26 protein-coding genes are annotated in these 23518 nt (G+C 61.4%); 13 read left to right on the top strand and 13 right to left on the bottom strand.

The features are described 5' to 3' along the window. Nucleotides 1-15 precede the first annotated feature (15 nt). Nucleotides 16-1227 carry a thiolase family protein gene (locus tag OF385_RS02230; RefSeq protein ID WP_264276789.1) on the bottom strand — a complete coding sequence of 404 codons (1212 nt, stop codon included), beginning with the start codon at nucleotides 1225-1227 and terminating at the stop codon, nucleotides 16-18. 208 nt (nucleotides 1228-1435) lie between these two features. Here OF385_RS02230 and OF385_RS02225 point away from each other — a divergent pair, with 208 nt between their 5' ends. The 3 genes from OF385_RS02225 to OF385_RS02215 all read left to right on the top strand — a co-directional run bounded on the left by OF385_RS02225 (nucleotide 1436) and on the right by OF385_RS02215 (nucleotide 4175). Then, nucleotides 1436-2629, top strand: coding sequence for an MFS transporter (locus OF385_RS02225; RefSeq protein ID WP_264276788.1), 1194 nt, complete (start codon nucleotides 1436-1438; stop codon nucleotides 2627-2629). Between the two features lie 255 nt (nucleotides 2630-2884). Next, nucleotides 2885-3427: a hypothetical protein gene (locus OF385_RS02220; protein ID WP_264276787.1), complete on the top strand. Its 543-nt coding sequence runs from the start codon at nucleotides 2885-2887 to the stop codon at nucleotides 3425-3427. 4 nt (nucleotides 3428-3431) lie between these two features. Beyond that, nucleotides 3432-4175, top strand: a complete 744-nt coding sequence (locus OF385_RS02215) for an IclR family transcriptional regulator (RefSeq protein WP_264276786.1) — start codon at nucleotides 3432-3434, stop codon at nucleotides 4173-4175. 128 nt (nucleotides 4176-4303) lie between these two features. On the opposite strand, the gene OF385_RS02210 is transcribed toward OF385_RS02215, so the two are convergent. From OF385_RS02210 to OF385_RS02180, 8 genes are all read right to left on the bottom strand, one after another. Further along, on the bottom strand, nucleotides 4304-4777 hold the full coding sequence (locus OF385_RS02210; RefSeq protein ID WP_264276785.1) for a DUF3237 domain-containing protein: 474 nt from the start codon (nucleotides 4775-4777) through the stop codon (nucleotides 4304-4306). A gap of 47 nt (nucleotides 4778-4824) precedes the next feature. After that, nucleotides 4825-5592 (bottom strand): MFS transporter, encoded by a 768-nt coding sequence (locus OF385_RS02205; protein WP_264276784.1) that lies wholly within the window; start codon nucleotides 5590-5592, stop codon nucleotides 4825-4827. 15 nt (nucleotides 5593-5607) lie between these two features. After that, nucleotides 5608-5808: an AMP-binding enzyme gene (locus tag OF385_RS16615; RefSeq protein WP_319019206.1), complete on the bottom strand. Its 201-nt coding sequence runs from the start codon at nucleotides 5806-5808 to the stop codon at nucleotides 5608-5610. Next, a complete protein-coding gene (locus OF385_RS02200; RefSeq protein WP_319019204.1) occupies nucleotides 5717-7126 on the bottom strand; it encodes a long-chain fatty acid--CoA ligase in 1410 nt (469 codons plus the stop codon). Before OF385_RS02200 ends, OF385_RS16615 begins: the two co-directional genes overlap by 92 nt. A 61-nt stretch (nucleotides 7127-7187) precedes the next feature. Then, nucleotides 7188-7643: a MaoC family dehydratase gene (locus tag OF385_RS02195; RefSeq protein WP_264276783.1), complete on the bottom strand. Its 456-nt coding sequence runs from the start codon at nucleotides 7641-7643 to the stop codon at nucleotides 7188-7190. A gap of 54 nt (nucleotides 7644-7697) precedes the next feature. Further along, entirely contained in the window at nucleotides 7698-8885 is a 1188-nt protein-coding gene (locus OF385_RS02190; RefSeq protein ID WP_264276782.1) for an acyl-CoA dehydrogenase family protein, read from the bottom strand. Then, nucleotides 8885-9775, bottom strand: a complete 891-nt coding sequence (locus OF385_RS02185) for an amidohydrolase family protein (protein ID WP_319019203.1) — start codon at nucleotides 9773-9775, stop codon at nucleotides 8885-8887. Before OF385_RS02185 ends, OF385_RS02190 begins: the two co-directional genes overlap by 1 nt. Nucleotides 9776-9792: 17 nt before the next feature. After that, nucleotides 9793-10716: an SDR family NAD(P)-dependent oxidoreductase gene (locus tag OF385_RS02180; RefSeq protein WP_264276781.1), complete on the bottom strand. Its 924-nt coding sequence runs from the start codon at nucleotides 10714-10716 to the stop codon at nucleotides 9793-9795. Nucleotides 10717-10849: 133 nt separating this feature from the next. Between OF385_RS02180 and OF385_RS02175 the strand changes: the two genes are divergently transcribed. The 7 genes from OF385_RS02175 to pcaC all read left to right on the top strand — a co-directional run bounded on the left by OF385_RS02175 (nucleotide 10850) and on the right by pcaC (nucleotide 16757). Next, complete coding sequence (locus tag OF385_RS02175; RefSeq protein ID WP_264276780.1) at nucleotides 10850-11323, top strand: MarR family winged helix-turn-helix transcriptional regulator; 474 nt, start codon at nucleotides 10850-10852, stop codon at nucleotides 11321-11323. A gap of 155 nt (nucleotides 11324-11478) precedes the next feature. Further along, a complete protein-coding gene (locus OF385_RS02170) occupies nucleotides 11479-12675 on the top strand; it encodes a 4-hydroxybenzoate 3-monooxygenase (protein WP_264276779.1) in 1197 nt (398 codons plus the stop codon). 34 nt (nucleotides 12676-12709) lie between these two features. Beyond that, the gene (pcaH, locus tag OF385_RS02165) at nucleotides 12710-13516 is read left to right on the top strand and encodes a protocatechuate 3,4-dioxygenase subunit beta (RefSeq protein WP_264276778.1); all 807 of its coding nucleotides are present in this window, start codon (nucleotides 12710-12712) and stop codon (nucleotides 13514-13516) included. Then, on the top strand, nucleotides 13516-14094 hold the full coding sequence (gene pcaG, locus OF385_RS02160) for a protocatechuate 3,4-dioxygenase subunit alpha (protein WP_264276777.1): 579 nt from the start codon (nucleotides 13516-13518) through the stop codon (nucleotides 14092-14094). Before pcaH ends, pcaG begins: the two co-directional genes overlap by 1 nt. 63 nt (nucleotides 14095-14157) lie before the next feature. After that, nucleotides 14158-15564, top strand: a complete 1407-nt coding sequence (locus OF385_RS02155; protein ID WP_264276776.1) for a lyase family protein — start codon at nucleotides 14158-14160, stop codon at nucleotides 15562-15564. Next, nucleotides 15546-16343, top strand: a complete 798-nt coding sequence (locus OF385_RS02150) for an alpha/beta hydrolase (protein ID WP_264276775.1) — start codon at nucleotides 15546-15548, stop codon at nucleotides 16341-16343. Before OF385_RS02155 ends, OF385_RS02150 begins: the two co-directional genes overlap by 19 nt. A gap of 15 nt (nucleotides 16344-16358) precedes the next feature. Continuing rightward, on the top strand, nucleotides 16359-16757 hold the full coding sequence (pcaC, locus tag OF385_RS02145) for a 4-carboxymuconolactone decarboxylase (RefSeq protein ID WP_264276774.1): 399 nt from the start codon (nucleotides 16359-16361) through the stop codon (nucleotides 16755-16757). Between the two features lie 214 nt (nucleotides 16758-16971). On the opposite strand, the gene OF385_RS02140 is transcribed toward pcaC, so the two are convergent. From OF385_RS02140 to OF385_RS02130, 3 genes are all read right to left on the bottom strand, one after another. After that, nucleotides 16972-17403: a GNAT family N-acetyltransferase gene (locus OF385_RS02140; RefSeq protein WP_264276773.1), complete on the bottom strand. Its 432-nt coding sequence runs from the start codon at nucleotides 17401-17403 to the stop codon at nucleotides 16972-16974. 118 nt (nucleotides 17404-17521) lie between these two features. Beyond that, nucleotides 17522-17959, bottom strand: coding sequence for an acyl-CoA thioesterase (locus tag OF385_RS02135; RefSeq protein WP_264276772.1), 438 nt, complete (start codon nucleotides 17957-17959; stop codon nucleotides 17522-17524). A gap of 50 nt (nucleotides 17960-18009) precedes the next feature. Further along, nucleotides 18010-19146, bottom strand: a complete 1137-nt coding sequence (locus OF385_RS02130; RefSeq protein WP_264276771.1) for a hypothetical protein — start codon at nucleotides 19144-19146, stop codon at nucleotides 18010-18012. A gap of 172 nt (nucleotides 19147-19318) precedes the next feature. On the opposite strand from OF385_RS02130, the gene OF385_RS02125 reads away from it, so the two are divergent. Beyond that, entirely contained in the window at nucleotides 19319-21166 is a 1848-nt protein-coding gene (locus tag OF385_RS02125) for a calcineurin-like phosphoesterase C-terminal domain-containing protein (protein ID WP_264276770.1), read from the top strand. A gap of 126 nt (nucleotides 21167-21292) precedes the next feature. After that, nucleotides 21293-22264, top strand: coding sequence for a D-2-hydroxyacid dehydrogenase family protein (locus OF385_RS02120; RefSeq protein WP_264276769.1), 972 nt, complete (start codon nucleotides 21293-21295; stop codon nucleotides 22262-22264). Here OF385_RS02120 and OF385_RS02115 read toward each other — a convergent pair. Beyond that, entirely contained in the window at nucleotides 22233-22946 is a 714-nt protein-coding gene (locus tag OF385_RS02115; protein ID WP_264276768.1) for a phosphatase PAP2 family protein, read from the bottom strand. The two genes, OF385_RS02120 and OF385_RS02115, sit on opposite strands and share 32 nt — an antisense overlap. A gap of 63 nt (nucleotides 22947-23009) precedes the next feature. On the opposite strand from OF385_RS02115, the gene rlmH reads away from it, so the two are divergent. Beyond that, a complete protein-coding gene (gene rlmH, locus OF385_RS02110) occupies nucleotides 23010-23468 on the top strand; it encodes a 23S rRNA (pseudouridine(1915)-N(3))-methyltransferase RlmH (protein ID WP_264276767.1) in 459 nt (152 codons plus the stop codon). Nucleotides 23469-23518 lie beyond the last annotated feature (50 nt).

Genomic DNA, 23518 nt, shown 5'->3' with positions numbered 1-23518 from the left:
CTGCCTTTCTACAAGCTACTTGGTTGCGTTCACGTTCTCGACGACCACGGCCAGGCCCTGGCCGACGCCGATGCAGATCGCGGCGACACCGTATCGTTCGCCGGATTCGGCCAGGCGGCGGGCGACGGTGCCCAGGATGCGCAGGCCCGAGGCGCCCAGCGGGTGGCCGATGGAGATGGCCCCGCCCCAGGCGTTGACGATCCCCTGGTCGATATCCCAGGCGCGGATGCAGGCCAGGGACTGCGCGGCGAAGGCTTCATTGAGCTCGACGGCGGCGATATCCGACCATTCCAGGCCTGCCTTGGCCAGGGCCTTGTTGGCGGCATCCACCGGGGCGAAGCCGAAGAACTGCGGGTCCAGGGCGGAGGCGCCGTTGGATACGATGCGGGCGATCGGATCCAGGCCCAGCAGCGTTCCGCCCTTTTCAGAACCAATGAAAGCGGCCGAAGCTCCATCGCTCATCGGCGAGGCGTTGCCTGCGGTGACCGTGGCGTTTTCGCCGGTGCGGAACACGGTGCGCAGCTGGGACAGGGTTTCGGCGGTGGAGTCGGCGCGGATGGTTTCATCTCGGGTGACTTCGGTGCCGCGCTTGCTGGCCGGCGGCACGGGAACCACCAGGCTCTCGTACTTTCCGGCATCCCAGGCAGCCGCGGCCTGCTGGTGCGAGCGGGCGGAGAATTCGTCCTGGTCCTCGCGGGAGATGTTGTGTTTTTCGCGCAGCTGCTCTGTGGCCTCGCCCAGCGAGACGGTCCATGCCCCCGGCATGGCCGGGTTGACCAGGCGCCAGCCCAGGGTGGTATTGGCCAGTTCCAGGTTGCTCATCGGGAAGGGGCGCTCGGTTTTTGGCAGAACCCAAGGAGCGCGGCTCATCGATTCCACGCCGCCCACCAGCACCAGATCGGCATCGCCAGTGGCTACCTGGCGGGAAGCTGCAATGGAGGCATCCAGCGAAGAGCCGCAGAGGCGGTTCATGGTGGTGCCGGGCAGCGAGGTGGGCAGGCCAGCGAGCAGGGTGGCCATGCGGGCAACATTGCGGTTCTCTTCGCCGGCGCCGTTGGCGTTGCCGAAGATCGATTCGTCGATGGTGCTGGCGTCGAGCTTTGGGGACCGTGCGACCAGTTCGCGCACCACATGAGCGGCGAGGTCATCGGGGCGATGGCCCGATAGCGCGCCACCGATCTTGCCGAAGGGGGTGCGAATTGCGTCGTAGAGGTACGCCTGCTGCATGGTCTCACTGCTCCATTGCTGAAAGATGTTCACAATGTGAACTTAAGTTCGTAGCATGAACTTTATCAGCCTTCACCACCCCGATCAAGGGGTTATCGCAAAAGTTCACTCTGTGAACTTTGGTGCGCATAATGAAAATGGTGCTAGGATCACAACGCCGTGGCACCCATCACGTGCCGGGCACCAAGAGATCTCGAAGGGGCGACTCATGTCTTCACCACACACCGATACCCGGAAACTCAAACTCGGCGGCTGGATCGCCGCCCTCTGCTTCTTCATCGTGGTCTTCGAGGGCTACGACATTGTTGCTTTGGGCGCCACCATTCCAGTGCTGACCGATCCAGATGTTGGTGGATTCAGCGTCGGCGAGATGAACTGGGTTAATACCTTTTCGCTGATCGGCGTCGGAGTTGGCGCGGCAACCATGGGACGGTTGGCCGACCGCTTTGGACGGCGCCGCCCGCTGCTGGTTGCAGTGCTCGTATTCTCGGTATTCACCCTGCTCTTCCCCTTCCTGCCCAGCGCATTCTTGATGGGCACCTTCCGCTTCATCGCCGGCTTGGGATTGGGTGGCTGCATGCCAGTAGCCTTGGCCCTGATGCAGGAAAACGCGCCGGTGGGGCGGCGCGCGCTGGCCAACAACCTGCCGATGGTCGGCTACCACCTCGGTGCGGTTTTGGCATCGCTGGCGGGCAAGGCCGCCGGGGTGCACTGGTCAGTGCTGTACTTCCTCGGTGGCGGGCTGGGCCTGGCCCTTCTGGCCCTGCTCTGGTTCAAGCTTCCCGAAAGCGAAGTTGTTTCAAGCAGTGAACGCACCTCGATTTCCGATGTGCTCAAGCCGAAGTACCTGCGCACCTCGATCGGCCTATGGATTGCCGCGTTCATGGGCCTGGTCCTGGTCTACGGGCTGAACGCCTGGCTGCCCAAGATCATGGGCGCGGCCGGCTACCCGGTCGCCGATTCGCTGACGATGCTCTTCGTGCTGAATCTGGGCGCTATCGCAGGCCTGGTCATCAGCGCCTATGCTGCAGACTCCAAGGGAATCAAGCTCGTTTCGCTCATCTGGTTCGCAGCTGCCGCGGCATTGCTTCTTGTGCTGGCCATACCTTTTGGAAGCCAAGTGTTGCTGACCGCGGTCCTCTTTGTCACCGGCATATTCGTCTTCTCTGCCCAGTGCCTGATGTACGCCTACGCGGGACACGTATACCCACGCAATCTGGTGGCCACCGGCATTGGGCTGGCCTCGGGCATCGGACGCTTTGGCGCCATCATCGGCCCCTATATCACCGGACTCATGGTCGCGGCAGGAACTGCCTACCCGGGCGCATTCTTCCTCTATGGCGGCGCGGCGTTGCTGGCGGTTCTGGTTATTGCCCAGATCCCGAAGCCGAAGAGCGCGTAGCCGCGCGCAGCAACTATTCCCTCCAAGCAACTCCGGGCCCCTTCCAATGGGGCCCTGAGTTCTCCATGCGGCCGTCTGCCGGATCATGCAATGTGAACTGGCCCTACGGCCGATTGGCCACGTGGGTGTTCATGCTGAACCGGCTGTTGCGCAATCTGGACGCTTTCAGCCAGCACACGCCATCGTTATGCGCGCCGACATTGGCCCGACTAAAAGGTACCCCGCCGCCTCAGGCGGCACAGACACCTTTCGCTGGTGCTTCGCCATTGGGCGTCGAACGCGGCATCCAGCAGCGCGCTGCTGCCCGAAGTTGGCAATGGCGGCCTCAGCATTACCATCCACTTGATCAAGCTGATCCAGTTTGCCGGAAATGTCCGGGAGGCCGAACTCGCCGTCAGCGATGCTCCCGCCCTCGGCTTCATCTTGATCGTTCCGGGAGATCCTCCCCTGGCAGTACGTGGACCATCCGGCCTTGCCGTAGTGGGACATCGTCCAGACCACCGCGTCCTGGGCGGCCGGGGCAAGGTTCTGATTGCCTTCTGGATCCGGCTACGTGTCGCTGCGCTCGGCCATGGTGCGCTCCTTGACATCCGCGTGCATTCACAGCCCCGGATGCCTTCGCACGCCTTGACTGCGCCGCACTCCAAGTACCATGGCATGACCATGCCCGCAGGCCCGTGCCCATCGGTATATCCTGGCACATCACAGGCTCGCCACGAGCTGCGGGTTTCACCCGACGCCCGTGAAGCTGCTCTGGATCACCTGCCGCCAGCCCGCTGTCCGGCTGGTCTAGAGTAGTTCCATGGCCAATTCGCCCAGCGGGGATTCGATGCTGGACCGCCTGGTGCGGATCCTTGATGCCTTTGACGCGCATAACCCGCAGCTGACCGTCAGCGCCCTGTCCCGCCGGGCCGATGTCCCGCTGGCCACGGCCTACCGGCTGGTCGAATCGCTGGTCGCCCACGACCTACTGTCCCGCGACGCGGAAGGGCAGGTGCGCTTGGGCCTGCGGCTCTGGGAGCTGGCCAATCGCAGCGCGTCCACGCTGGGCCTGCGCCAGGCGGCCCTGCCCTTCATGGAGGACATCAACCAGCTCATCGGCCAGAATACCCAGCTCTCGGTGCTGGACCGGGACGAGGTGCTGATCATCGAGCGGTTATCCCGCCCGGGTTCCGTGGTGAACCAGGCCAGCGTGGCAGGCCGGATGCCGGTGCACCGCACCTCCATGGGCATGGCCCTGCTGGCTTTTGCCCGGCCGGAGGCAATCGCCGGGTACCTGGCACGCCATCAGGCAACGATGGATGCAACCCATCCCGACTTCCGTGCCGAGATCGCCGAGATCCGCCGCAACGGCTATGCCTCCTTCGACGGATTCATCGACCCGCAGACCACCGGCGTAGCCGCCCCAATCCTCGACGAGTCGGGCTACCAGATAGCGGTGATCTCGGTCGTGGTTCCCAGGGATTCGGGAATCCTGAACTCCGCCGCGCTGGCGTTGCGCACCGCCGCCAGAGGCATTTCCCGCGCGCTAGCCCCTGCCTCCTGATTCTGCCTGTCCCCTGACCGGCTTACGGCCGGCGCCCGGCATCCTCGCGTTTGGCGGGATGGCAACAGGACACGGCGGTTCTCCGTAGTGGATTCCGGTTCCTCCCGTACGAGCCGGGCACAGCTGCCCTAGCGCACCTTGAAGACATCGATGCGCACGCCATCGGGACGCCGTTCGCCCACGCCGAGGAAGAGGGTGCGGTTCATCCATGCATGCGGGCCCGAATCGTCGGCAGAGAGCTGCGGGACGCAACGGAAGTAAACCCGGGACGGATCTACGCGTTCCCCGGCCATCATCTTCTCCAGATCTGCCGGATCAGCTACTCGCACGGCACGGTTCTCCACCAGGATGCGCGGCCCGTCATCCAGCTCCAGCACGTAGTTCGCCTCCAGCAAGGCCAGATCCGCGGATGGGTAGCGCTGGAAGTCGGCTCCGGCATCCAGGACCTTTCCGGCCAGCCCGGGGCCGGCAACGCGCCCGCCGCGGATCGGTGCCACCCTGCGGATGCCTTGGGCGGTGCTGCCGATCTGGATGGTCTCGCTGACCTCGACATCGATGCTGGCTACGAACTCCAGTGCCGGCGGGGTTGGATAGTGGGGCATTCCGTCTCCTTTCAAGAGCGCTTGCCTGCTGTGCGAGCAGGCACAGTCTATTCTGCCTTGGCTGCCTGGGCTGCGGCTTCTGCGGGAGCTGGCTGCTGGCTACCCGCGCCCGGCGAGCGCAGCAGCGCCAGGGCTGCCGCGGCAACCAGGACCACGACGCCCACACCCAGATAAAGCTGGCCCGCGGTCCACGAAGCGTCGAGCAGCGTGCCCGCCGCGAGCGGGGCGAGGATGGCGCCGAACCGGCCGATGCCGATGGCCCAGCCGACGCCCGTGCCGCGCGACAGCGGGATGTAGGAGGCCGGGGCCAGGGTGTACAGGCCGGCCACGCATCCGTTGATCAGCGTGCCTACCAGGACACCGAGCACGAAGGCCAGGGCGAGGATACCGACCGCCGCGATGAACACCACCATGAGCACCGAAGACAGCACGGTGAAGGCAATGAGCACCTTGCGCGCGGCCCACTTAGCGGACAGCACTCCGAAGAGCAGCGAGCCGAAGGTGCCGCCCAGGGTCAGCATCAACCCGCCGACCACGCCCTGGCTTTCGGTCATGCCCGCGGTGACCAACAGCTTCGGGGTCCAGCTGTTCACGAAGTAGAAGCCGAACATCACGGCGAAGAAGGCCACCCAGATCACCGTGGTCAACCGCCTGGTCGTCGGGGAGAATAATGCGAAGATAGCGTTGCGGCCCGAGACGGACACGTTGCCGCCCTGTTCGGGCAGCACGACGTCCTCCGCTCCGAGGCGCATTCTGCGGGCCAGCCGGCCCAGCTTCTGGGCGGTGCGTTCCAGCCCGGGAGCTTCCGGAAGCACCCGCGCTGGAAATCCTCAGCTGTACTGCTTGCGCAAATCCGCTTTGCGGATCTTGCCGCTGGCCGTGCGCGGCAGTTCATCGAGGAATACTGCGGTGCGCGGAATCTTGTAGCGCGCCAACTTGCTACTGAGGTGATCGACGATGCCCTCCTGGGAGATGGAGCCGCCCGGCTTGAGCACGACGATCGCACGCGGCACTTCCCCCCCATTTGTCATCCGGGATCCCGATGACAGCGACGGACTCGACTTCGGGCAGTTCCATGATGGCTTGCTCGACTTCTGCCGGGTAGATGTTCTCGCCTCCAGAGATGATCATGTCCTTCAGGCGGTCCGAAATGAACAGGAAACCTTCATCATCCACATGCCCGATATCCCCTGAACGGAACCAGTCGGGTTCGTAGAATGACCCGACCGTCGCTTCGGGCCGGTTCCAATATTCCTTGATGACATTGGGACCGCTGATCAGTATTTCGCCAACCTCGCCGGCGGGCAATTCATTGCCCAGCGAATCGGCGATGCGGATATCGGTGAAGAAGTGCGGCAAGCCGGCCGAACCCATTTTCGGACGCGAATGCACGGCTTGCAGCAATGTGGCCCCCGGAGCGGTTTCGGTCATCCCGTATCCACCGCTGAACGCCAGCCCGCGGGTTTCGTAAGCTTCAAGCACACGCAGCGGCACTGCCGAGCCTCCACAAGTGAGCATCCGCAGCGAGGACAGGTCGGTGCTCGCCCAATTCTCATGTTCTGCCAGCAGCTGGAAGGTGGTTGGCACCCCGGAAAGCTGGGTGACCTGATTGCGTTCCACAGCATCCAGGACCGCCGCTGGTTCGAAGCGTTCTTGCAACACCACGGTTCCGCCTTTGAGCAGCATCGGCAGCGCGCCCATGCCCAGTGCCGCCACATGGAACAGCGGAGCGATGAGCAGGACCACCGATTTGCTGGTGATGTCGTAGTCCACGATGACGTTGTAGGAATTCCATGTCATGTTCGCGTGGGTGAGCACCGCGCCCTTGGGAGTGCCAGTGGTGCCCGAGGTGTAGAGGATGATAGCCGGGTCTTCGAGTTCCACGACCAGATCCCGGTGCGTTGCAACGCCAGACTGCAACGCCCGTTCGTAGGCGCTGTCCTCGCAGGGAACCAGCGCGACGTCCCAGGCCTGGGCCACCGGGCTGCCCTCGATTGCGGCTTGCGCCTCGGCGGCGAAGTTCTCGACATAGACCAGCACTTCGCTGCCCGAATCGCGCAAGGCGAAGTTCAGTTCCCGCGGAGCCAGGCGCACGTTGAGCGGAACGAACAGCGCTCCGAGTTGCGTGGCGGCGAACATGGTCTCCAGATAGGCGGCGTGGTTGGCACCGAGGAACGCCACCCGGCTGCCCCGGGCAATGCCCTGGGCAGCCAAGGCGCTGCTGAGCCTGTCGATGCGTTCTGCCAGCTGAGCGTAGCTCAGGCTGACCCCCGCATGGATCACCGCAACCTGCTTCTCGGACTTCACCCGGCGCCGGTGGATCCAGTTGCCAAACCCTTTATTCAACATCTGTCACTCTTTTCGTTAGGTCGATCGATGCGGTTGCAGCGCAGGCCAGCAGCACTGCGGACTAGGCGTAGAAGCGGTAGAGTCCGCGGGAAACCACGGCCGGCTTCGTGCCGCCCTCCACTTCAACCACCTGGTCCACGGCGATCTGGTAGCCGCCCTTGACCTCTTCCACGTCGGCGATTTCGGCCTTCATCCGGACCTTGGCACCCACAGGCACAGGAGATGGAAAACGGACTTTTTCCAGGCCGTAGTTGACCTTGGTCTTCACTCCGGACACGTCGAAGAGCTCGGTCCAGAAAGCGATCTGCAGGCTCAGGGTCAGGTAGCCGTGGGCAATCGGGCCGCCGAAGGGACCGCCTTTGGCCTTTTCCGGATCGGTGTGGATCCACTGGTGGTCATCGGTCGCGTCGGCAAAGGTGTTGACCTGCTCCTGCGTGACCACGCGGTATTCGCTGTATCCCAGATCCTTGCCCTTGGCGGTGGCGAGGTCTGCGTAATCCAAAATGGTCGGTGCCATGGTGTTTCTCCTGATGTTGTAGTGGTTGATTGCCAACGAGCGGTGCTGCGGTCACTAGCGGAAGGCGCTGACGCCGGTAATGGCCCGCCCGATGATCAGCGAATTGATCTCATGGGTTCCCTCGTAGGAATAGATGGCTTCGGCATCCGCTTGATGGCGGGCCACGCTGTTCTCAAGCAAGATGCCGTTGCCTCCGCAAGCGTCCCTGGCCAGCGCCGCGGTCTCGCGCAGCATCCGGGCCGTGAACATCTTGGCCATCGCCGAGTTCTCGTCGCGGTAGACACCGGCCTCCTGCTGCTGGGTCAGCCGCACCACCATGGCCAAGCAAGCGGTGGCATTGGAAAGCATGTGCGCCAGCTTTTCCTGGATGAGCTGGAAGGAGCCCAGCGGCTTGCCGAACTGGCTGCGCCTGGCGACGTAGTCGCGGGCCGATTCATAGGCTCCGAAGCACACGCCGGTGGCAATCCAGGCGACATCCGAACGCATATTGCGCAGGCAGGCCGCCACGTCCGCGAAGGAGTTGATCCTTTGCAGCCGGGCCGAAGCCGGTACCCAGACTCCGGACAGCTCGATATCCGCGTTCTGCATGATGCGCAGGCTGGTCTTGCCCGGAATCTTGCTCATCTTCACGCCATGCGCATCTGTGGGCACGAGGAAGCACTTGACCTGGGAATCGGACTGATCGCGGGCGAAAACCGCCAGCACATCTGCCTGGCTGGCGCCACCGATCCAGCGCTTTGCCCCCTTGATCAGCCAGCCGTCTTGCCCGTCGCGCTGCTCTTGCTGTGCCGTGGTGGCCAGCCCGCCGGCGATGTCCGAGCCGTGTTCCGGCTCGGTCAGGGCGAACACTCCCCTGCAGGCGAAGGACGTGATCTGCGGATCCAGCTGCGCCACCTGTTCTGGGCTGCCTCCGAGATTCACGGTGGTGCGGAACAGGCCCGATTGCGCGTTGTAAAAGGTGGCGACCGAGGCATCCATGCGTCCCAGCTCGAAGTTGCGGAAACCGGCGTATAGGCCCGAGGGACGCTGGCTGGCTTGGAGGACTTCTGCTGGCTCCATCAGCTGGGCATCGACCAGCGGCGCGACGATCCGCTCCGGGAATTCCCCGCGTTCCCAGTAGTCGTCAAGCACCGGGCGCACATGCTCCTGCAGCAGACCACGAAGGCGCGACAGCGCACTGCGCTCGGCCTCGCTGAGCAGATCCCTGAACCCGAAGAAGTCACTGGTGGCAACGGCTTCCATCAGCTATCCACCCCCAGCACGCGCAGCGCGTTGCCCTTCAGGATTCCCGGACGGACCTCATCATTGAGCTCCAGATCAGCGAATGCGCCCAGCCATTTCTGTGGCGTGATCAGCGGGAAGTCGGTGCCGAACAGCAGCTTGCGCGAAAGCACGTTATTTCCCATTTTCACCAGTGAGCCGGGGAAATACCTGGGGCTCCAGCCAGAGAGGTCAATATAGACATTCGCCTTGTGCGTGGCGATCGAGTTCGCCTCGTCCTGCCACGGCACCGAAGGGTGCGCCATGATGATGACCAGGTGCGGGAAGTCCGCGGCAACATCGTCCAGCAGCAGCGGATTGGAGTAGCGCAGCTTGATGCCTCGGCCGCCGGGTAGCCCGGCGCCCATTCCGTTCTGCCCAGTGTGGAAAATGCAGGGCAATCCCAGTTCCTGCAATGTCTCCCAGAGCGGGTAGAAGCTCTCATCGCTCGGGTCGAAGCCCTGCAATGACGGATGGAACTTGAAGCCGCGCACCCCCAGGGTTTCTGCCTGGTACCTCGCGTCGTCGATCGCCTGCTGCCCGCGGCACGGATCCACCGAACCGAAGGGAATCAGCACGTCATTGTTCCGCGCACAGCCTTCCACCAGGTCCTCGATGGAGTTCGGCTCATGCCCCAGGGCGGTGCGCGCGTCGACGGTGAAGACGACCGCTGCCATCTTCTGCTCGCGGTAGAGCTGCGCAATGCTGTCGATGGACGGGGTCCGGTCTTCCGACTTGAAGTACGCCGCCGAGGCATCGAAGAGATCTTCCGGCATGGCCTTGTGGCCGCACTCATCGACTTCAAGATGCACGTGCATATCGATGGCATCCAAAGCCGCGAAGTCGACCCCTAGTTCATAGCGTGCAGTCACGGTATTTCCTCCGGGAGTTACTTGGCTGGTTCCGGGCGGAGTTCCTCAGGAAGCTCTGGGAACTTCTCGCCAACGGACTGCTGGTTACCTGCGAAGGGGAACCGCTCCTGAAGCGTTGCATAGTCCCAGCCGCCGTCGTTGAACTCCGAGGCGATGGCCTCCGGGTGGCTCCATAACTGCAGGCGGTCGCCGCCGGCGCCAATGGCCTGGCCAGTGATTCCGCCTGCTTCCTCGGAAGCCAGAAATGCGATCAGTCCGGCAACATCGTCTGCGGTGCCGAAGCCCAGATCCTTGCGGAAGAAGCCAGGCATGGCCTCGCCTCGCTCATCGGCCTCGACGGCCTTGGCGAAATACGGAACGGTCTTGGTCATTTCGGTGGCAGCTACCGGGATGACGGCGTTGACGGCAATGCCGGCGCGCTTCATTTCCAGGGCCCAGGTGCGCACCATGCCCACGATGCCGGCCTTGGCTGCCGAGTAGTTGGTCTGCCCGAAGTTGCCGCGCTGTCCGGTCGGTGAACCGATGGCGATAATGCGGCCGCGGATATCGTTCTCCTTGAAGTAGGCGTAGGCCTCTCGGACGCAGGTGAAGGTGCCGCGCAGGTGGACGTTGATGACAACGTCGAAGTCCTCGTCGGTCATCTTCAGCAGCGACTTGTCGCGCAGCACCCCGGCGTTGGTCACCAAGATGTCCAGGCGTCCGAAGTTCTCCACCGCACCGGCCACCAGTGCCTTGGCGGCTTCAGCAGAACCGACTGCCGCGACAACACCTGCGGCCTTGCCGCCCGCTTCGGCGATGGTGGCAACGGCAGCTTCCACTGCGGCGGGATCAATGTCGTTGATGATCACAGCTGCACCCTGTCGAGCCAATTCTCGGGCGTAGCCCAGTCCTAGACCGCGTCCACTTCCGGTGACGATGGCAACTTTTCCTGCTAACGACATGAGAACTCCAATTCGGTGTGGTGTTTCAATTGCCCCACCGCGTTGAAAAGTGGGAACCTTGACACATACATAAAATCTTTAATCCTTGAAAATGTCAATGGTTTATTTTCTCATGAAAAGAAGGGATGATTGAGTGAACACCAAATCCACCGCTAAATTAGCGAAAGAAGAGCAGTTCATGAAGAGCGATCTGGTCCAGGAACTGAACTTCCTGATTGCGCGCATGCGTTCCCTTGGCTCAAGCCGAGCCAATCAGGCACTTCAGCCATTCGGCCTCAAAGTGCGCTCGTACTCGGTCCTGTCGTTGGCATGCAGCGACTTCACGCCGACCCAGCGGGAAATGGCCGAGTTCCTCGCCTTGGATCCAAGTCAGATTGTGCCGCTGGTGGACGGACTGGAAACAGGTGGACTGGTCACCCGGATGCCCGATCCGAATGACCGTCGCTCGAAGGTCATTGTTGCCACGGAGGCCGGTCGCAAGCTTTACGCTAGGGCGCGAAAAATTACCAAGCAGAATGAAAACGAAACCCTCGAAGCGCTCACGCCCGAGGAAAGGCTACAGCTGAGAGACCTGCTCTCACGAGTTGCGTTGCCCGGCGCGGAGTAACACCACGACAAGAATTCTCAATCAATGAGAAGCTGCCTGCTGAGTGAGTGACTCGAATCGCATCCTTGAGGAAGTTCCAGTCATTCGATCAGCATCGCAGGTAGGCAACGACGCCGCTTCGCTCCCGCTGGTCCCAGCACAGACAGGTAGGACCCATGGCACAGGCGCCACGCATCCTGAAGACCAAGGTCGGCATCATCGGCGGCGGTCCCGCCGGCCTGATGCTCTCCCATCTGCTGGCCCAATCGGGCATCGAGAACATCGTTGTGGAAATGCGCGATCACGAAACCATCCGCAACACCCACCGCGCCGGCATCCTCGAGGCCCAGGCGGTCAAAATGCTCACCGAGTCCGGGGTGGAGGGACGGGTGCTCACCCACGGCGACGAGCACGCCGGCATCGACCTGCGCTTCAACGGCGAATCCCATCCGCTCGACTTCCGCGATCTGGTGGACGCCACCGTGACCCTGTACGCGCAGAATGAGGTATTCGTGGATTTGGCCGCAGCCCGGCAGCGCGACCAGGGCGACGTGCGCTATTCCTGCGAGGTCACCGAGATCTTCGACATGGAAACCTCCGCCCCGAAGTTCCGCTTCACCGATGCTGACGGCAGCCTCTTCGAGGTGCACGCAGATGTGATCGTCGGGGCCGACGGATCGCGCTCCTTTGCCCGCCGCCAGATGCCGGAAACCGTCAAGCAGGACTTCAAGGTCGCCTACCCGTTCGCCTGGTTCGGCATTCTCACTGAGGCGCCGAAGTCCGCACCGGAACTGATCTATGCGAACTCGCCCCATGGCTTCGCGCTGATCTCCCAGCGCAGCGAATCCGTGCAGCGCATGTACTTCCAGTGCGCCCCGGACGAGGACGTGAATGCCTGGAGCGATGACCGCATCTGGGCTGAGCTGCAACGACGCGTGGACGGGCCGGATGGCTTCGAGCTGAAGACCGGGCCCATCTTCGACAAGACCGTGCTGGGCTTCCGTTCCTTTGTCCGCGAGCCGTTGTCCCACGGACGGATGTTCCTGATCGGCGATGCCGGGCATACTGTTCCTCCCACCGGTGCCAAGGGCCTGAACCTGGCCTTCGCCGACGTAAAGGTGCTCTTCGAAGCGCTGGATTCCTACTTCTCCACCGGCAGCGAGAAGCTGCTGGAAGGCTACTCGGATCTGGCACTGAAACGCGTCTGGAAGGCCCAGAACTTCTCCTACTGGATGACTTCCATGCTGCATACGCCGGTGGGCGGCGATCCGTTCATGGCCCAGCGTGCACTGGGTGAATTGGATACCGTCACCTCCTCGCGCTTCGGGCAGCAATACCTCGCCGAGTCCTACACCGGCTGGCCGCACGCCTAATTCCCGCCCCACAAACTTTCAGAAAGGAGCCGACATGAGCGCCAACACCAATGCACTGGATCCCGCAGCCACCACGGCTACGCAGGAAGATATCAGCGCCGAAATCTCCAGCATCCATGAGGACTACCGCCAGCAGCTGCTCTCCGGCAAGAAGGTCGAGACCCAGCCACGCGTGGACTTCGCCCCGTACCGTTCATCGCTGCTGCGCCACCCGACCAAAAACCTGCACCACGCGGATCCCGAAACCATTGAGCTGTACTCCCCGGCTTTCGGCCAGCGTGATGTGCACGCCCTGGAATCGGATCTAACCATCCAGCACAATGGCGAGCCGATCGGCGAGCGCATTGTGGTCTCCGGCCGGGTGCTGGATGGCGACGGCCGCCCGGTGGCCGGACAGCTCGTGGAAATCTGGCAGGCCAACGCGGCCGGCCGCTACGTGCACAAGCGCGATCAGCATCCAGCCCCGATCGACCCGAACTTCACCGGGGTGGGCCGGACGATCACCGGCGCCAACGGCGAGTACTCCTTCACCACCATCAAGCCGGCTCCGTACCCGTGGAAGAACCACCACAACGCGTGGCGCCCGGCGCACATCCACTTCTCGCTGTTCGGCACCGACTTCACCCAGCGCATGATCACCCAGATGTACTTCCCCGGCGATCCGCTCTTCGCCCTGGATCCGATCTACCAGTCGATCACCGATTCTGATGCGCGCGACCGCCTGGTCGCCACCTACGACCACTCGATCACCTCCCACGAATGGGCCACCGGCTACAACTGGGACATCGTACTGACCGGATCCAACCGCACCTGGATGGAAGAGGAAGAGGGAGAGCACTAATGTCCACGGCTCCAGAACTGAAACTCGCCCCCACCCCGGGGCAGACCGTCGGCCCGTTCTACGGCTACGCATTGCCCTATGACAAGGACAATGAGCTGGTCAACCAGGGGCACCCGAACTCGGTGCGGCTGCACGGGGTGGTATATGACGGCAAGGGCGAGGTCATTCCCGATGCGCTGCTGGAAATCTGGCAGGCCGACGAGCAGGGCAATGTGGTTTCCCGCGAAGGCTCTCTGGTGCGTGATGGCTACACCTTCACCGGCTGGGGGCGCACCGCGGTGGACAATGCCGGCCACTACACCTTCACCACCGTGAACCCGGGCGCCACGGAAGCCGGCAAGGCACCGTTCATCATGCTCACGGTGTTCGCCCGCGGCCTGATGAACCGGCTGTTCACCCGGATCTATCTGCCCGAGGACACCGCCGCGCTGGCCAACGATCCCCTGCTGGCATCACTGACCGAGGCAGAGCGCAAAACACTGATTGCGACCCGCGAAGAGGACGGATCCTTGCGCCTGGACATCCATTTGCAGGGCGAGGATGAGACCGTGTTCCTCTCCTACCCGCGCGCAAGCTGAGGCTCTAGGACTAGAGTTCTAGAGCGAGGCACAAAAATATCCAGTGAGGAATCGAGGGACTTGATGGACGGCGCAGACTACGGCGTATTAGCTCCAGCCTGGGCTGGCACCGCGGCCGCTTCCCTGTCGAGCGACACCGCTTTTGTGCAGGCCATGTTGGATGTCGAGGCCGCTTGGGTGCAGGTCCAGGCCGATGCCGGGTTGTGCGGCGCCAAGGATGCGCAGGCTGTTCATGCGGTGGCCGGCGCCCAGCGCTACGATCTGGCGCTGTTGGCCTCGAAAACTCCCGATGGCGCCAACGCGCTGATCCCGCTATTGGGCATGATGCGTGAGCTGCTCGCCCACGATGGTGCCCCCGCATCCGCGAGCACGGCGCTGCACCGCGGGGCGACCAGCCAGGACATTATCGATACCGCGCTGATGCTTCTGCTCTCCAGAACGCTGGCCCAGGCGCAGGCCGATCTGCGCAGTACCGCCGACGGGCTCGCGACGCTCGCCCAGGCACACCGCCAGACGGTCTGCATCGCTCGCTCACTGACCCAGCACGCGTTGCCCACCACCTTCGGCTGGAAAGCGGCCAGCTGGCTTTCGGCGGTGTTGGACGCCGAGAAGCAACTGGAAACGGCATCACTGCAGCTGCGGCTGCAGTGGGGCGGCGCGGTAGGAACCCTGGCCTCCCTGGAACAATTCCTCGCCGGCAATCGCACTGCCGAAACCACCAGCCAGCAGCTCAGCTCCCAGCTGGCCGAGCGCTTGGGCCTGCAGGATCCGGGAACCCCGTGGCATACCAACCGCATGCCGATCCTCCAACTCGGCTCCGCCTTGGGCGCAGCCATTGCCGCGCTGGGCACCTTCGGCGCCGATGTACTCACCGCGTCGCGCCCGGAAATCGGCGAATTGTCCGAACCACGCGAAGCCGGCAAGGGCGGATCCTCGGCCATGCCGCAGAAGCAGAACCCGGTGCGTTCGGTAGTGCTGCGCAACGCCGCTTTCAGTTCCCCTGGACTACTCTCAACCCTCTTCACCGCCGCCGGCACCGCGGTGGATGAACGCCCCGATGGCGGCTGGCACGCCGAGTGGAGCGCCCTGCGCGAATTGTCCCGGCTCGCCGCAGGCGCCGCTTTCCATGGATCGTTTCTGGCCAATGGGTTGCGCGTGAATCCTCCGGCCATGCAACGCAACCTCGCCTTGGGCGGGGACGCGGTGCTCTCCGAACGCTTGGCGACCGTGCTGGCCCCGCTGGTGGCCGGCGGCAAACCTGCCATCCAGGCCCTTGTACGCCGCAGCCTGAGCGAAAACCGCTCCCTCCACGAACTGCTGCGTGCCCAGATCCCCGCAGAAAACCTCAGCGATGCCGAGCTGGCCGAACTCTTTGATCCCGCAGGCTATCTCGGTGCCGCGGATCGCTTCACCGCAACCGTAGTGGCCGAGTACTCGGCACGGAAGGAACTATGGCAGTCCCAGAACTGACCCCGTCGCTACTGCACAGCAAGAGCGAACTCCCCACCCTCATCGCGGGCCCATCCCTGGGCACCGCGGCCCTGCCTTTGTGGGGCCCTGCTGTGCCTTTTCTCCAAGAGCATTTCCAGGTCATCGCGTGGGACCTGCCAGGGCACGGAGCCAGCAAGCCCTCGACGCAAGGCTTCACGCTGGCCGAGCTCGCCACCGGCGTCACCACCATGGTCGAGGCCTTGCGCTTCGACGGGGTGATTGCCGATGGCACCAAGCTGTTCTACGCCGGAGTCTCGGTGGGCGGCGCCGCCGCATTGCAGCTGGCGGTGGATCATCCTGGCTTCTTCAACGCTTTGTCCTCGATTTGCTCGGCCGCCAAGATCGGCACGCCCGAGGGTTGGACCGAGCGGGCGGAACTCGTGGCGAAGGCCGGAACCCCGACCATGGTCGCAGGCTCCGCGCAGCGCTGGTTCGCTCCCGGGTTCATCGAGAAGGAACCGGAGATTTCGGCCAGCTTGTTACACAGCCTGCAGGATGCTGACCGCTTCGCCTATTCCCATGTCTGCGGCGCCTTGGCTAGTTTCGACGTGCGTGAGCAGCTGTCCACCGCCACCGATCCGATCTTGGCTATCAATGGCGCGCAAGATCAGGTGTGCCCGCCAGCCGACGCGCAGTTCATCGCGGAGAACGCGCCGCAGGGCCAGGTTGCCATTATTGACTCCGCAGGCCATCTGGCTCCGGCTGAAGCACCGGAAGAAACCGCGGCCCTGCTGGCCGAGTTCTTCCTGACCCACTAGAAAGGCAACTTCAGAATGACTGATTCACAGCGCCTTCCCGGCGACACCTATGATGCGGGCATGGCCGTACGTCGCGAAGTCCTTGGCAACGAGCATGTTGACCGCTCCACCAAGAATTCGAACGCTTTCACCGATGAGTTCCAGGAAATGATTACCCGCTACGCATGGGGCACCATCTGGACCCGTGACGGATTGCCACGCACCACGCGCAGCGCCATCACTCTGACCGCCATGATTGCCGGAGGCTACTGGGAAGAGCTGGAAATGCATGTCCATGCCGCACTGCGCAATGGAATGACTCCGGAGGAAATCAAGGAAGTCTTCCTGCAGTGTGCTATCTATTGCTCAGTGCCCGCCGCGAATGTGGCCTTCAAAATCGGCAAGAAAGTCCTGGACGAATACGCGGCGCAGTAGTACCCGGCAACAGTGCCAAGAACCACTTGATCTGGCTGAAAATTATTTCTGGACTCTAGTTCAGGAGCACACAACGGAACCGTGCAATGGGCGTTTTTTTGTTGTTGGCAGCTCGGCGGGTCGTTCTCAGCCCGGTGCCGCACTCGTGCGCCTGCCGACCTCTCTGGATTGAAAGGGCACAGACTGTGGCGTACCACCATGGTCTTTCTGGGTTTCAGCCCGCTCGCAATGTCATGAAAACATCGACGTTGTCCTCGTCATCAACTATGAATCCGAAGCGTTCATAGAGTCGACGTGCTGCGCTTCCCTGCAATACGTTGAGCCGGGTGTCGCCATCATGCGATTCATCAAGTACCTTGCGCAAGACCCTAGAGCCAATCCCTTGGCCCTGCACATTGGGCGACAGATAAAAATGCTCGATCCAGCGCTCGGCCCCGTCAGGCCTGGCCGTGATCGATCCGACGTCGATCCCATCGACTACAACGATTCTTGACCAAGCTGGTACGAAGCTCGTTCGCATCCGTTCGCGCACACGCACTGCATCGTATCGCCCAAGACGCTCAAGATCAGCTCGCAGGGCCACAGCCCGCAGTTCTACCAACCATTCGATGTCCTCGGGAGTGCTAGGTCGCAATGAGACAGTCATGAAGTACAAGATATCGACTATGCCACGGCCAGCAAACTTCCGGGCGAAAAGACAAACAGCACCGCTACCACTGTCAGTTCACGCGATAGCTACTCAGAAGATCGGCATCCCACTTCCCTCAAGAATTGTCGGGGGCAATCAACGATGCCTCCAACCACTTTCGTTCTTGGTCGGTGAGCAGCCGAGAGGATACGCCATCGGCGGCCAACGGAACCATGACCGTGGTGGAATCGAACACCGGCTGGCCATCCTGGTAGCCGATGCCCCGCACGGTGAAAGACTTGTTGCCAATGCGGTTGATCCCCATGCGGATCAGCATTTCTGGCTGGTAGTACAGTGGCCGTGTGTAGTCGATCTGGATGGACGCCACGACCGTTCCAGATTCGAATCGCCCGGTCTTCCCGTCTTCCCGGGTCCAGCGGATGCGCGCTTCTTCCATTAGCGTGACGATGCGGGCATTATTGACATGCCCCAAGGCGTCCTGATCCGACCAGCGCAGCTGCAGCATTATTTCCGTTGCCGCAGCCCAGTCATCGTGTTGTGCTTCATTGCTCATGAACCTATTGGATCAGAGTTCAGGTACATCGCCCCCAGCGTGACAGAGCGTTAACCCGTAGAGCCTTCATCCAAGACCCAGTGCGCTGTATTGCTGTTGGCATCCACGCATTTCCAGTCTTGCGATTGTTCGCTTTCGAGCAAGCCGTCGATGAACCAATACGTCTTGCCGGGGTCCCACCCTGCTATGAGCGTAGAGAATTCAGCATCTACTGGCAGGCATTCTCCGGCGAGCGCGAGGTAGGCGCCGATACTCAGATGCACCCCGTCATAATTGCGTGCTACGGCCAGCCAATCTGGAATGACCCACGCGCCGTCACGGCCAGTGACCTGATACCAGTCGTGGCGTTTCTGTGCAGTGACCTCGATTGGGTGATCTTGGCAGAGCCTGATCCATTGCTCCGCCGAGGAAATTTCCAGAACGTTGGAACTAGCGGGTATGTCTACTAATCTTGTAGTTGCTTTTTCCCACCCGAAGCCGTCTTCAACGCAAATCAAACCTATGGGTTGCGCCGTAGCGAATTGTCCGCACGTTTCCTCTAGGTACATGTTTGGTGCCGACCACCATTCACCGCTGAAATTCCCTAGCGGGCGCGACTGGTTCTCCCGGGCATCACGCATTTCGGTTCGGAGCACGTGATCTTTCCACGCGATCAATGACTCGAGACCAGTGCGCTTCTTATCTGCAGCAGGGGCAAGAGACCCGGTGATATCGAAATTCACCCGGTGCTGGGCTGCCATATCCAACGGGTCGACCCAATAATCTATTTGCCCCGAAGCCGCGATGTGTTTTGCGATTCTATCCAGTTGTGCTCTGAGGATCGGGGATGCCAAGACGAATTCTTGCCCGTACGGTGGTTGCCAGTACATCGCAGCGTCAACGGAACTTTCCAATGCCGATTGCAACATGCAATGTTTTACCTCGAAAAGTTCGGTATGTTCAAGCAATTCGGCGAGCTTCTCTGCCCCTTCCCGCGCGGTATGCTCAATCTCAACGATCACGGCGGATGATTCGAGCCCGCGATAGTGCAGATCATCGATACGGGTTGAGGTGTAGTACATCGCCTCGTGCAAAGGATGCGGGGAAATATCAGTTCGCGACTCTTCTTCGCCGGCCGTCATAAATTCCCACAACAGCCGCCGTCCGCGCTGCCCTTGCACCAGGGCATCAACAATCTCCACGGTCACCCCCGCTTTCTCTAGTCATGGATAGCTAAATACACCCAAGACACCCTGTAAGTATTAACGGAATCGATTATTCGACATTACCTGAGCGGGTGCTGTTATTCACCTTAGATTGACAGCGTTGGCAAAGTCCGGTCAACGGGCCGGCAGATTGTCACCACCCGGAGGAACGTACGTGAAATTCTTCGCTCGACCCGGCAAAACCAATCACATCACCCCGCTACGAGCTACTGCAGGCGCACTCGTTGTCCTGGCAGCTTCGGCGGGTCTCACCGCCGCCAATTCCGTCCCCGATCCAGAACCAGCAGCACAGCAGACTGCAGACTGGAATTCGTCCGCTTACCGAGGATCAGTCCAGGTCATCCGTGCACAAGATGAGAAAGCAGCAGCAAGTGACAAGACCCTCGAAGGCGTAGTTTTCGAGGACAGCAACAAGAACTCCAAGCAGGATGCCAATGAGCCAGGCCTGCCCAACGTCACCGTTTCCAACAGCCGCGACGTAGTCACCACCGACGGCCAGGGACGCTACGAGCTTCCTGCTTTTGAGAACATGACCGCCTTTGTCACCCAGCCTCGCGGCTTCCAGGTGCCAGTGGATGAAAACAACGTAGCCCAGTTCTCCTACATCCACCTGCCAGAAGGCTCCCCCCAGCTGAAATACGGTGGCATTGCGCCTACCGGTGAACTGCCTGAGGCGGTCAACTTCCCGCTGACTCGCAGTGCTGCCACTCAGTCGCCGGATCAGAGCTGCGCTATCGGCGCCGATGTGCAGACCTATAACCAGAAGGAAGTTGAGTACGCTCGCAAGGGTGCCTTCGCAGACCTTGCAGCACGCACCGACTACACCGGTTGTGGCGCGCTGTTCATCGGCGACCTCGTTGGCAATGACCTGTCGCTGTTTGCTCAGACCCGCGAGCTGACGTCCATGCTCAACGGCCCGGCTCGCTTCCTCCCGGGCAACCACGACATTGACTTCGATTCCCTGGACGGCGTGCACGAGTTTGACACCTACCGTGCTCACTTCGGCCCTGAGTACTACTCCTACGACACCGGCAAGACTCACGTGGTCGCGCTCAGCACCATCGAGTACCCCACCAAGGTCCCAGCCAAACGCAGCGACTACGCCTATCAGCTAGGCAAGCAGCAGCTTGAGTGGCTGCGCGCAGACATCGCCAAGGTGCCAAAGAACAAGGCCATCGTCCTGGCCGGTCACAGCCCATTGCTGGAATTCTTCTTCAACGATGAGCACACCACCAAAGAGGTCAAGGACATCTACAAGATTCTCAAGGGCCGTGAAGTGGTCTCCTTGGGCGGCCACACCCATATGTCCGAAAACCTTCGCAAGGGCGATTTGATGAAGGGCTGGCTGGACGAAGTAGGCGAAGCCGGCCTGCCATTCACCCACCTGACCGTTCCGGCTGTTGCCGGCCAGTGGTACGGCGGACGAGTCAACGAAAACGGTTACCCGACGTCCCTCCAACAGGATGGTACCCCTCCAGGTGTTTTGACCTTGGACATCAAGAACACCAAGATCACCGAACGGTTCACTCCCACCGGCGCGAATGACAGCGAGCAGATGGCTGTCGGTCTGAACACTCCTGCCTACCGTGACTGGTACGAGGAGAATGTGGACAAGGAATACGGCACCATCGACCCTTTGGAGAACCCGCTGTCGGTGAGCCGTGACGGTCTGGCCAAGGACACCTGGCTGACCACCAACTTCTGGATGGGCAGCACCGGCTCCAAGGTCGAGGTCTCCATTGATGGCCAAGATCCAGTCAAGTCGACTCGTACGCAGTCTCTCACCGGGGAAACGGCGCTGACCGGTGCCAAGTATTCAGATCCAGTGGCTATCGCCGAGCAGTTTGTCTACGGTGGGGGCCTGCCTGAGAAGACCAGCCACCTGTGGCGTCTTGAGCTGCCAGATGATCTGAAGACCGGGTCGCACACCGCTGAAGTGACGGCCACGGATGTTCATGGTCGCTCCTTCACGGAAAAGCTTGAATTCGAAGTCACGGACTAGTTTTCAGTCTGTGGGTGGTGGCTGGTCCCTCGGGCGCCAGCCACCGCTTTGTCTTCTGAAGGATAAAAGCCGATCACGGAGCATGAAAACGCGTTGGTACGACATGAGAGCATCTAGGATGAACTCATGCGCATTGCCATTTTGGATGACTACCAGAACGTTGCTACCGACCTTGCAGATTTTGAGGGCCTGGCAACCGAGCTCGATGCCGAGCTGACAGTTTTTAACGAACATCTCGGGCATGATGATGTAACTGTCTGCGCGGCACTGAAAGGCTTTGAGGCCATCGTGGCCATGCGCGAGCGCACACCGTTCCCGGCATCGAGATTCGGGCTCTTGCCGAACCTCAAGCTCCTGGTCGCCACAGGCCGGCGCAATGGAGCCATCGATTTGGAAGCGGCGGCCGCGCACGGTGTCGTAGTCTCGCACACCGGTTATGTCCCCACCGATGCTGTGGAGCATACGTGGGCGTTGATCTTGGCCGCCGCCCGTCGATTGGACGTGGAATTGTTCTCCTCAGAGAACCCGCGTTCCAAAGCTGAGCCGTGGCAAACGAGTTTCGGCATGGGCTTGGCGGGCAAGACCCTTGGCGTTTATGGCTTGGGCAACTTGGGTTCCAAGGTGGCGAAGGTCGGTCTGGCTTTTGGAATGCGGGTCATTGCTTATAGCCAGAATCTCACCAAGGCGCGGGCTACCGAGGTCGGCGTGGAATTGGTGTCCGAGGCGGAGCTTTTTGCCGCCAGCGACATCGTGACCGTTCATCTGAAACTCTCGGAACGCAGCACCGGCGTCATTGGCGCAAAGCAGCTGGCATGGATGCGGCCAGAATCCATTTTGGTTAATACGTCGCGGAGCCGGATTGTGCAGACCGACGCGCTCATCGCAGCCCTTGAAAACGAGCTGCTCTATCTGGCAGCGCTCGATGTCTTCGATACCGAACCATTGCCCGACAAAGATCGCCTGCTGGGCACTCGCGGCGTGATTGCGACCCCGCATATTGGCTACGTAACCATTGAACAGTTCTCGATGTTCTACCGTGATGCAGTTGAAGATGTCCGCGCTTGGGCTAGCGGTTCACCGATCCGCGTGCTGAGCTAGGCAATGTGCGCCGAGGAACAAAGTAGTAATGGAGGATGGCCACTACTGCGGCCCACGCGGCTCCAATCAACAAGCCCACCAGCACGTCTGAGACCCAATGATGCCCGATGTAGATCCGTGATGCGCCCATGGCCAGGACAAACAGAGTCGCCACGATCGAAATGAGATAGGCGTAGCGTCGCAGTCCGTAAATAATGGCCAGGTAGCTGGAAATGCCAATGAGCGCTGCGGAATTCAGCGTGTGCCCGCTGGGAAATGAATAAGACAGTGGCGGCGTTGGACCGCCGGGAATTCCTTCTGGCCGGTGCACCTGCAGGCTCGCCTTAAGCAGGATGGTCAGCCCGACGGATACCAGTGCAGTCAGGGCCACTGCGATAAAGGGCCAGATACTTCGCGTTTTCCAGCTCAGCAGTCCGGTAATCAGCACCATGATGATGCTCATGCCGGGTGTTGATCCCCAGAAATACAAGAAATCAGAGATTGCGAAAAGGACCGGCGACTGATGGTCCAAAACCCATTGGTAGGTAAGTGCGTCGAGGTCGGTAGCCCAACCGCCGGCATGCAGTGATACCAGTACACGTCGGGTGAAGTAGAAGATGGCAACGACGACGCCGAAGATCATCCAGAGCACCTGCGCGCCGCTAGGTCGTTGGCCTGACGGAAGGGGTCTCGGATTTCTCATGTCCTCCATCGTATCCGTGCATGATTCAAAGCATCCAACCGGGGAATGCGGAACAATAGAAGCATGACAATCAAGGTGCTGGCAGTTGGCAAGAAACACGAGTCGTGGGTAGACGAAGGTATCTCCCGTTACGAGAAGCGACTCAAGAAGCCTTTCAACCTCACCTGGCAGTTATTGAATCACTCGTCCCGCGAGAACGACGCCGCCCGCACCGAGGAGTCGGCACGGATCCTGGCGAAGATCGATGACCGCGACTTTGTGGTGCTCCTCGACGAGCGAGGCAAGAACATCGATTCCCCCGCCCTGGCAAACAAGCTGCGTTCCCCTATCGATTCTTCACGCAATGTTGTCATCATCATTGGCGGAGCCTACGGCGTCGATCCCACAGTGCACGCCCGCGCGGACTTCACTTGGTCCCTTTCCAAGCTGGTCTTCCCGCATCAGCTGGTGCGCTTGATTCTGACCGAGCAGCTGTACCGTGCGCAGGACATCTTGGCTGGTGGAAAATACCATCACGTGTAAACACGCCGATTCACTTTCAAAGTTGGAAAGACAAGACTTTCCATAACGGA

It is taken from the genome of Glutamicibacter sp. JL.03c (genome assembly GCF_025854375.1).
Lineage (GTDB): Bacteria > Actinomycetota > Actinomycetes > Actinomycetales > Micrococcaceae > Glutamicibacter.
This window is presented reverse-complemented; position numbering and strand designations above follow the sequence as displayed.

Excerpts from the sequence above, each read along its gene's own strand:
- OF385_RS02230 (WP_264276789.1), bottom strand. The coding sequence starts at position 1,227 with ATGCAGCAGGCGTACCTCTACGACGCAATTCGCACCCCCTTCGGCAAG.
- OF385_RS02225 (WP_264276788.1), top strand. The coding sequence starts at position 1,436 with ATGTCTTCACCACACACCGATACCCGGAAACTCAAACTCGGCGGCTGG.
- OF385_RS02215 (WP_264276786.1), top strand. The coding sequence starts at position 3,432 with ATGGCCAATTCGCCCAGCGGGGATTCGATGCTGGACCGCCTGGTGCGG.
- OF385_RS02210 (WP_264276785.1), bottom strand. The coding sequence starts at position 4,777 with ATGCCCCACTATCCAACCCCGCCGGCACTGGAGTTCGTAGCCAGCATC.
- OF385_RS16615 (WP_319019206.1), bottom strand. The coding sequence starts at position 5,808 with ATGACAAATGGGGGGGAAGTGCCGCGTGCGATCGTCGTGCTCAAGCCG.
- OF385_RS02200 (WP_319019204.1), bottom strand. The coding sequence starts at position 7,126 with ATGTTGAATAAAGGGTTTGGCAACTGGATCCACCGGCGCCGGGTGAAG.
- OF385_RS02195 (WP_264276783.1), bottom strand. The coding sequence starts at position 7,643 with ATGGCACCGACCATTTTGGATTACGCAGACCTCGCCACCGCCAAGGGC.
- OF385_RS02190 (WP_264276782.1), bottom strand. The coding sequence starts at position 8,885 with ATGGAAGCCGTTGCCACCAGTGACTTCTTCGGGTTCAGGGATCTGCTC.
- OF385_RS02180 (WP_264276781.1), bottom strand. The coding sequence starts at position 10,716 with ATGTCGTTAGCAGGAAAAGTTGCCATCGTCACCGGAAGTGGACGCGGT.
- OF385_RS02170 (WP_264276779.1), top strand. The coding sequence starts at position 11,479 with ATGGCACAGGCGCCACGCATCCTGAAGACCAAGGTCGGCATCATCGGC.
- pcaH (WP_264276778.1), top strand. The coding sequence starts at position 12,710 with ATGAGCGCCAACACCAATGCACTGGATCCCGCAGCCACCACGGCTACG.
- pcaG (WP_264276777.1), top strand. The coding sequence starts at position 13,516 with ATGTCCACGGCTCCAGAACTGAAACTCGCCCCCACCCCGGGGCAGACC.
- OF385_RS02155 (WP_264276776.1), top strand. The coding sequence starts at position 14,158 with ATGGACGGCGCAGACTACGGCGTATTAGCTCCAGCCTGGGCTGGCACC.
- OF385_RS02150 (WP_264276775.1), top strand. The coding sequence starts at position 15,546 with ATGGCAGTCCCAGAACTGACCCCGTCGCTACTGCACAGCAAGAGCGAA.
- pcaC (WP_264276774.1), top strand. The coding sequence starts at position 16,359 with ATGACTGATTCACAGCGCCTTCCCGGCGACACCTATGATGCGGGCATG.
- OF385_RS02140 (WP_264276773.1), bottom strand. The coding sequence starts at position 17,403 with ATGACTGTCTCATTGCGACCTAGCACTCCCGAGGACATCGAATGGTTG.
- OF385_RS02135 (WP_264276772.1), bottom strand. The coding sequence starts at position 17,959 with ATGAGCAATGAAGCACAACACGATGACTGGGCTGCGGCAACGGAAATA.
- OF385_RS02120 (WP_264276769.1), top strand. The coding sequence starts at position 21,293 with ATGCGCATTGCCATTTTGGATGACTACCAGAACGTTGCTACCGACCTT.
- OF385_RS02115 (WP_264276768.1), bottom strand. The coding sequence starts at position 22,946 with ATGAGAAATCCGAGACCCCTTCCGTCAGGCCAACGACCTAGCGGCGCG.
- rlmH (WP_264276767.1), top strand. The coding sequence starts at position 23,010 with ATGACAATCAAGGTGCTGGCAGTTGGCAAGAAACACGAGTCGTGGGTA.